This is a genomic window from Aeromicrobium sp. (assembly GCF_036676885.1).
GTDB lineage: Bacteria > Actinomycetota > Actinomycetes > Propionibacteriales > Nocardioidaceae > Aeromicrobium.
Map to the genome: position 1 here is coordinate 1 of NZ_JAKFCB010000163.1, position 7,209 is coordinate 7,209.

At 69.3% G+C, this 7,209-nt stretch carries 8 protein-coding genes; 2 read left to right on the plus strand and 6 right to left on the minus strand.

Annotated elements, in window-relative coordinates; genetic code table 11:
- Positions 1–1,499, minus strand: a 1,499-nt coding sequence (locus V6M46_RS07985; RefSeq protein ID WP_332663558.1) for an FMN-binding glutamate synthase family protein, incomplete at its 3' end; no start/stop codon positions are given.
- A gap of 171 nt (positions 1,500–1,670) precedes the next feature.
- Here V6M46_RS07985 and V6M46_RS07990 point away from each other — a divergent pair.
- Together V6M46_RS07990 and V6M46_RS07995 are read left to right on the plus strand one after the other, a co-directional pair.
- A complete protein-coding gene (locus V6M46_RS07990) occupies positions 1,671–1,991 on the plus strand; it encodes a 4-fold beta flower protein (RefSeq protein WP_332663560.1) in 321 nt (106 codons plus the stop codon).
- Between the two features lie 64 nt (positions 1,992–2,055).
- Positions 2,056–2,874, plus strand: coding sequence for a DUF1206 domain-containing protein (locus V6M46_RS07995; RefSeq protein WP_332663562.1), 819 nt, complete (start codon positions 2,056–2,058; stop codon positions 2,872–2,874).
- A gap of 21 nt (positions 2,875–2,895) precedes the next feature.
- Here V6M46_RS07995 and V6M46_RS08000 read toward each other — a convergent pair whose 3' ends face one another.
- The 5 genes from V6M46_RS08000 to V6M46_RS08020 all read right to left on the minus strand — a co-directional run.
- Positions 2,896–3,525 (minus strand): LON peptidase substrate-binding domain-containing protein, encoded by a 630-nt coding sequence (locus V6M46_RS08000; protein WP_332663564.1) that lies wholly within the window; start codon positions 3,523–3,525, stop codon positions 2,896–2,898.
- A gap of 27 nt (positions 3,526–3,552) precedes the next feature.
- Positions 3,553–4,371 carry an ABC transporter ATP-binding protein gene (locus tag V6M46_RS08005; RefSeq protein WP_332663566.1) on the minus strand — a complete coding sequence of 273 codons (819 nt, stop codon included), beginning with the start codon at positions 4,369–4,371 and terminating at the stop codon, positions 3,553–3,555.
- Positions 4,368–5,417, minus strand: a complete 1,050-nt coding sequence (locus V6M46_RS08010) for a FecCD family ABC transporter permease (protein ID WP_332663567.1) — start codon at positions 5,415–5,417, stop codon at positions 4,368–4,370. The genes V6M46_RS08005 and V6M46_RS08010 overlap by 4 nt, the downstream gene beginning before the upstream one ends.
- A complete protein-coding gene (locus tag V6M46_RS08015) occupies positions 5,414–6,466 on the minus strand; it encodes a FecCD family ABC transporter permease (protein WP_332663569.1) in 1,053 nt (350 codons plus the stop codon). Before V6M46_RS08015 ends, V6M46_RS08010 begins: the two co-directional genes overlap by 4 nt.
- A partial coding sequence (locus V6M46_RS08020) for an ABC transporter substrate-binding protein (protein ID WP_332663571.1) occupies positions 6,463–7,209 on the minus strand: 747 nt, incomplete at its 5' end. The genes V6M46_RS08020 and V6M46_RS08015, both read right to left, overlap by 4 nt.

Sequence of the window (7,209 nt, forward strand, 5' to 3'; positions counted from 1 at the left end):
TCGGTGATCTGGTCGGCGAGCTCGCCGCTCAGCCCACCCCAGCCCTCCTTGTAGCCGTAGACCGCGCGCAGCGATCGAGCGTCGTAGTCACCGCACATGATGTCGACGTCATCGGCGGTGATGAGGCCGGGATGGGCGACGCCAACCGACTCCGAGACCTTGACGATCTCCTTGCGGAACGTACGGATGTACTGCGCGCACCGCTCCGACTTCAGCGTCGGGTCCAGGCCGCGCGTCAGCCAGGCGTCCTGGGTTGCGACGCCGACCGGGCACCGGTCGGTGTGGCACTTCTGCGACTGGATGCAGCCGATCGACATCATCGCCTCGCGAGCGACGTTGATCATGTCGGCGCCCAGCGCGAAGGCGACGACGGCGTTGTCGACCAGCCCGAGCTTGCCGGAGCCGATGAACGTGACGTCGTCGGTCAGCCCGGCTTCGGCGAACGTGCCATAGACGCGCGAGAACCCCATCCGGAACGGCAGCGCGATCGAGTCGGCGAAGATCGGCGGGGAGGCGCCGGTGCCGCCCTCGCCACCGTCGATCGTCACGAAGTCGACGCCACGGTCGCGCTTCGACATCAGGCCGACCAGCTCGTACCAGAACTCCATCTCGCCGACCGCACTCTTGATGCCGACCGGCACTCCGGTCTCGGTCGCCACGAGCTCCGTGAAGTCGAGGAGGCTGTCGACGTCGGTGAACGCGGTGTGCCGGGCCGGGCTGGCGCAGTCCTTGCCCATCGGGATGCCGCGAATCTGGCTGATCTCCTTGGTCACCTTGGCCGCCGGCAGGAGGCCACCGAGGCCGGGCTTGGCGCCCTGCGAGAGCTTGATCTCGATCGCCTTGACCGGTGCCGAGTCGACGACCGCCTTGAGCTTCTCGAGGGAGAACTCGCCGGCGTCCGTTCGGCACCCGAAGTACGCCGTGCCGATCTGCAGCATGATGTCGCCGCCCTGCCGATGATGCTCCGAGAGACCGCCCTCGCCGGTGTTGTGCATGCACCCGGCGATCTTCGCGCCCTTGTTGAGCGCCTCGATGGCGTTGCCCGACATCGAGCCGAAGCTCATCGCCGAGATGTTGATGACCGAGTCCGGGCGGAACGCCTTGGCGCGCTGGCGTGGCCCCCCGAGCACCTTGGCGCTGGGCAGGCCGACCTTCTCGGCGTGGTCATGCGGGAGTGACTCGGCGAACGTACGGTGCTTGATGATCGCGTAGCCGGACAGGTGCTCGATGTCGTTGTCGGTGCCGAACCCCGAGTAGTTGTTCTCCTGCTTCGACGACGCGTAGATCCACGAGCGCTGGTCGCGGCTGAACGGCCGCTCCTCGTCGTTGCTCGTGACGATGTACTGGCGCAGCTCGGGGCCGACGGTCTCCAACCAGTAGCGGGCGTGCGCGATCACCGGGAAGTTGCGCAGCAGGGCGTGCTTCTTCTGCGTCAGGTCGCGGACCGCGACGGCACCGAGAGCGACCCCGACCCCTCCGAGCACCCGGCTGAGCTTCATGTCCAAGTCCTACCCCGGGTCGGAGGGCTTGTCCATCCGAAGGGACCGCCGCCGGAGGGTCTCGGGGCACTAGTTCTTTCGGGCCATTTTTTCTTGCCTCGCAACAAATCCCCGAAATCGCAGGCCCAGAGCCGTACGGTCGAAGTAGAAGCGCTGGAAGGACTATCTCGGATGAGCGTCTATCTGTTCGACATGGAAGGCGAGGCCATCGCGTTCAGGCGAACCTGGACAGACCGCTACGTCTTCGACCTGCGTGGCCGCTGGATCGGCTGGTTCCCGTGGGACGACCACGACGCGGTCGATCGTGACGGCCACTACCTCGGCACGGTCGTCGACGACCGCCTCGTACGCCGCAACGACTGGTACGAACGACCGTGCCCGGCCGCGCCCGACGATCCCGGCGACGCGACGCCGACCGGACGGCCACTGCCCCCGCACTCGTTCCCCAACCGGTTCGCGTACGAGGATGCCGGCATCCGCCTGCTGACATAACGCTCGACGGGCGGAACCCCGCGACCTCTGAGACGATCGCCTTCGGGGGAGAGGGAGCGCCCACATGGGAGACGTGACGGCAGCCGGCGAACAGGCGCGGCACAGCGACACGATGCGCGCCGCCGCGCGGGTCGGCCTGGTCGCGTACGGACTGGTGCACCTGGTGGTCGCCTGGATAGCGCTGCAGGTCGCGTGGGGCGATGGCGGCGAGGCCAGCCACGAGGGTGCCCTGCACGAGCTCGTCAAGCAACCTCTGGGTGAGCCGCTGATGTGGGTCGCCGCCTGCGGGCTCTGGGCGCTGGCGCTCTGGCAGGTCATGACCGCGATCTGGGGTCATCGTGCCGTGTTCGACGACAAGCACCGCGCCGTCAAGCGGCTCGCCGCGCTCGGCCGCGCGATCGTGTATGCCGCGATCGGCGCCTCTGCGGCCCGCACCGCGTCGGGATCGGGCGGGAAGAGCGAGGACGCCAAGGGCGAAGCCCTCACGGCCGACCTGCTGTCGGCCCCGGCCGGCCGCACACTCGTCGCGGCGATCGGCGTCGCCATCCTGGTGCTGGCGGGCTTCCACGTGCACCGCGCCCTCAGCGACCACTTCACGCACGACCTCGACGCCCGCGCCACCAGCGGTGCCTCGAGATCGCCGGTCCTGCTCTTCGGCCGGGCCGGCTATCTCGGCAAGGGCGCGGCGATCGGCGTCGTCGGCGTGTTGTTCGGCTGGGCCGCGCTCGCGTACGACCCCGGCAAGGCAGGCGGGCTCGACGACGCGCTCAAGACCGTGCGGGACCAGCCGTTCGGGCCCTACCTGCTGACGCTCGTGGCGATCGGCCTCGCCGCGTTCGGCCTGTTCTGCTTCGCCTGGGCACGCTACGTCCGTACGCGCTGACCGCGCCCAGCAAGAGTCTCCCTAGCGGCCGTCGAGTGCCTCGCCGGCATCGCTGACCACGACGAACATCGCGTCGAGCAGCTCCCGCACGGTGGTGCACTCGAGCAGCCGCAGCTGGTCGAGCGGCCCGATCGGGGCGATCGCGGCGAGCTGCCACAACCGGGCCACCGGATCATCGGCGAGCTCGATCGTGGACGGCCACAGGTGCTCCTCGAACTCGCTGGCCCTCGCCAGCGTCCGGCGTACCAGGAGCTCGGTCTGCTCGCGGCGCTCGCCGCACCCCTCGTCCCACTCGAGCTCGGGCATGCGGCGTACCCGGGCAAGCGGGTAGGGCGAGTCAGAGAGCCACTCGACGACTTCGAGGCGGTCCTGACCGGCCGCCATGACCCCGATGAAGCCGTCCGCGGGGCTGATCTCGGCGATGCGCGCGACGGTGCCGACCGAGAAGCTGTGCTCCCCTCCGCCGACCTCCTGGCCGCGTTCGATCAGCACGACGCCGAACTCCGCCGGGTCGGTGGCCAACAGGTCCTGCAGCATCGTCAGGTAGCGCTGCTCGAACACCCGCAGCTGGAGCGGCATCGCCGGGAACAGGACGGAGGCGAGCGGGAACATCGGCAACTCGACGAGGTCCTGCCCACGCGCATCGGCCATGCGCTCAGCCAACCACGGCCGGGTCGCTCAGGAAACCGCGGCGACCTGCTCGCGTGCGGCGTGATGACGACCGCGCGGCACGATCATCGGCGTCCCGCTGATCGGGTCGGGCACGACCTCGCACGCCAGCCCGAACACCTCGGTCACGACCGCCGAGTCGATGACCTCGACCGGCGGACCCTCCGCGAGGATCGTGCCCTGCTTCATCGCGATGATGTGGTCGGCGTAGCGGCAGGCCAGGTTGAGGTCGTGCAGCACGATGATGATCGTCTTGCCCGACTCGCGGTTGAGGTCGGTCAGCAGGTCCAGCAGCTCGACCTGGTGGTTGATGTCGAGGAACGTCGTCGGCTCGTCCAGGAGCAGGAGGTCGGTGTCCTGTGCGAGTGCCATCGCGACCCACACCCGCTGGCGCTGACCGCCCGAGAGCTCCGCGATGTTGCGGTCGACGAGGTCTGCCGTGCCCGTGGCCTCCAGCGCACCGGCAACCGCCCGGTCGTCCTCGGCGCTCCACTGGCGGAACCAGCCCTGGTGCGGATAGCGGCCCCGGCCGACCAGGTCGCCGACCGTGATGCCGTCGGGTGCGACCGGCGACTGCGGCAGGAGGCCGAGCACCTTGGCGACGTCGATGCTCCGGAGGTCGTGCACCGACTTGCCGTCGAGGATGACCTGGCCGGTGCGCGGACGCAGCAGCCGGGCGAGGCCGCGCAGCAGCGTCGACTTGCCGCAGGCGTTCGCCCCGACGATCACCGTGATCCGGCCGTCGGGGATCGCGACGTCGAGGTCACGAACGATGTCGATCTCGGAGTATCCGAGTGTCAGATTCTTGGCGCGCAGGTCGTGCTTCATCCGCCGCGTCCTTCCCGGTTGACGGTGGCGAGGAGCCAGATCAGGTAGGGGGCACCGATGATGCCCGTGATGACACCGGTCGGCAGGGCGACCGGTACGACGTGATGGGCCACCAGGTCGGCGCCGAGCACGATGATCGAGCCGACGAGGCCTGCTGCCACGATGCCACCGCCGCTGTGACCGACGATGCGCTGGGCGATCGGCCCGGCGATGAGGGCGACGAACATGATCGGGCCGGCGACCGCGGTGGCGAAGCCGATCAGCACGATCGAGACCGCGATGAGCGCAAGCCGGCTGATCTCGACGCGTGCGCCGAGAGCCTTGGCGGTGTCGTCGCCGAGCTCGAGCACGCGCAGGGGCCGCTGCAGCACGAGGGCGGCCGGCACCAACACCAGCAACGCGCCGAGCAACGTACGCAGCTCGGTGGATCCGGCTTGGCCGACGGTGCCGACGAGCCAGGTCATCGCCTGCCGGGCCTCGTAGAGCTCAGCCCGCGCGACGATGTAGCCGATTATCGACATCATGAACTGCGACACGGCGATGCCGATGAGGATGAACCGGTAGCCCGAGATGCCGTCGCGCCACGCCAGCACGTAGATGATGAAGGCACTCGTCAGGGCACCGGCGAGGGCCGAGGCGGAGATCATCGTGCTGCCCGCGCCGAACAGGACGATCGCCGTGACCGCGAACATGCTGGCGCCCGCCGAGATGCCGACGAAGTCGGGAGACGCGAGCGGGTTGCCGAGCAGCTTCTGGAACAGGAGTCCCGACACCCCGAGTGCGACGCCGACTGCGACGGCGGCCGTTGCGGTGGGCAGCCGCAGGTCGCGCACGACGAAGTCGACGGACGGCTCGTCGCGCAGGTGGAACGCCGAGGTGATGACGTCCCACGCCGGCACGTAGAAGCTGCCGACCATCATCGTGAGGATGAACAGCGCGAAGGCCGCCACCGCGAGCGCGACGGTCACGGCCCTGGTGCGGGCCAGACGCGACCGTGGTCCGTACGTCCTGGAGGCGGGTGGCGCGCTCGGCACGTGATCGATCACAGCTCGGCCAGGCTTCGGTAGCGGACGAGGGCGATGAACGCCGGTGCGCCGAGGACGCCCAGCACGACGCCGACCTGCAGCTCGCCGGGGGCCACGACGAGTCGTCCGATGATGTCGGCGCCGATCAGCACGATCGGGGTCAGCACCAGGGAGTACGGCAGGATCCAGCGGTAGTCGGGGCCGCAGATGAAGCGGGCCAGGTGCGGGACGACCAGCCCGACGAAGACGATCGGCCCGCAGGCGGCGGTGGCTGCACCGCACAGGACCGCGATCGTCACGAACAGCACCAGCCGGGTCAGCCGGAGCCGCTGGCCGAGCGCCAGGGCGAGGTCTTCACCCAATGCGAGCCCGTTGAGCGCCCGGCCGGAGAGCAGCGCGACGACCAGGCCCGCGACGATGAACGGCGCGGTCTGCCAGAACACCGGCATGTAGCGGCCGGCCAGCGAACCGACCTGCCAGAAGCGCAGCTCGTTGAGGGCGTCGACATTCGTCATGACGATCGCCGTGGTGAGCGACGACAGGACCGCCGTGACCGCCGCCCCCGCGAGGGCGAGCTTGACGGGTGTCGCCCCCTCCCGCCCGAACGACGCGATGCCGTAGACCGTGACGGTCGCGACGCCGGCACCGAGGAAGGCCAGCCAGACGTAACCGATGACACCCCCGACGCCGAGGATCATGATGCCGAAGACGATGAACGCCGCGGCGCCGGCGTTGATGCCCATGATCCCGGGGTCGGCCAGCGGGTTGCGGGTCACACCTTGCAGGATCGCGCCGCTCAGGCCCAGCGCCGCGCCGGCGAACACGCCGATCAGCGTGCGCGGCACCCGCATCTCGCGGATCACGGTCTCGGACGCCGAGCCGGGGTCGAAGTCGGTGAACGCCTTCCAGATCGTCGCGACGCCAACGCCGCGCGAGCCCAGCGTGATGCTGACGAAGCAGACCACCAGGAGCACGCCCGTGAGCACGACCAGTCCGGCCACGAGACCGGCACCGGGACGGTGTCGGGGTGCGGTCTCGGGCCGGGGCGCGGACGTCTCGAGGAGCGTCATGCGAGGCCGGCGTCAGCCTTCTGGATCGCCGCCGTCAGCTGGGCCAGCTGCTCGGCGTAGTCACCGTAGGTGTGCATCCAGTAGGCCGGCCACGGCACGTACGCCTTGGCCTCGGCCGCCTTGATGTTGGACCACGTGGGCTGCTTCTCGCCCTGCTTGACGGTCGAGTCGTATGCGCGGTCGTCGATCAGCAGCAGGTCGGGCTGGTACTTGTCGGCGTTCTCCCAGCTCAAGTTCTCCCAGTAGGGGAAGCCCTTGTCCGGCTTGTCGGGGTTGATGACGTCGAGGCCCCAGTCCTGGAAGTCGAGCAGCTCGGGGGCGTACTTCGGGTTGGCGACGTAGAGCAGGTCGTCCGCCGGTGACACCGCGAGCACCGACAGGCCGGGCTTGTCCGCGACGGCCTTCTTGAAGTCCGCGAGTGCTGCCTGGAACGCCTTCTTGTCCTTGGCGATCTCGGGGTCGTCGACGTCCGCGCCGAGCGAGCCGGCGAGCTCCTCGTAGCCCTCGGCCAGCTGCTCGATCGAGTCGCCCTGCGACACGCCGACGATCGGGGCGAGGTCGAGGATCTTCTTGCTCGCCGCCTTGGCCCCTTCCTCGAGCCCGCTGTACGCCTTCTCGGCCGGCCACCAGTCGGCGACGATCAGGTCGGGCTTGAGCGAGGCGGCCTTCTCGACGTCGATCTCGCCCCAGGTCTCGCCCAGGATCTCGATCCCCGAGAGATCGAGGTCCTTGAGGTTGGGGTC

Excerpts from the sequence above, each read along its gene's own strand:
- V6M46_RS08015 (WP_332663569.1), bottom strand. The coding sequence starts at position 6,466 with ATGACGCTCCTCGAGACGTCCGCGCCCCGGCCCGAGACCGCACCCCGA.
- V6M46_RS08005 (WP_332663566.1), bottom strand. The coding sequence starts at position 4,371 with ATGAAGCACGACCTGCGCGCCAAGAATCTGACACTCGGATACTCCGAG.
- V6M46_RS08000 (WP_332663564.1), bottom strand. The coding sequence starts at position 3,525 with ATGGCCGATGCGCGTGGGCAGGACCTCGTCGAGTTGCCGATGTTCCCG.
- V6M46_RS07995 (WP_332663562.1), top strand. The coding sequence starts at position 2,056 with ATGGGAGACGTGACGGCAGCCGGCGAACAGGCGCGGCACAGCGACACG.
- V6M46_RS07990 (WP_332663560.1), top strand. The coding sequence starts at position 1,671 with ATGAGCGTCTATCTGTTCGACATGGAAGGCGAGGCCATCGCGTTCAGG.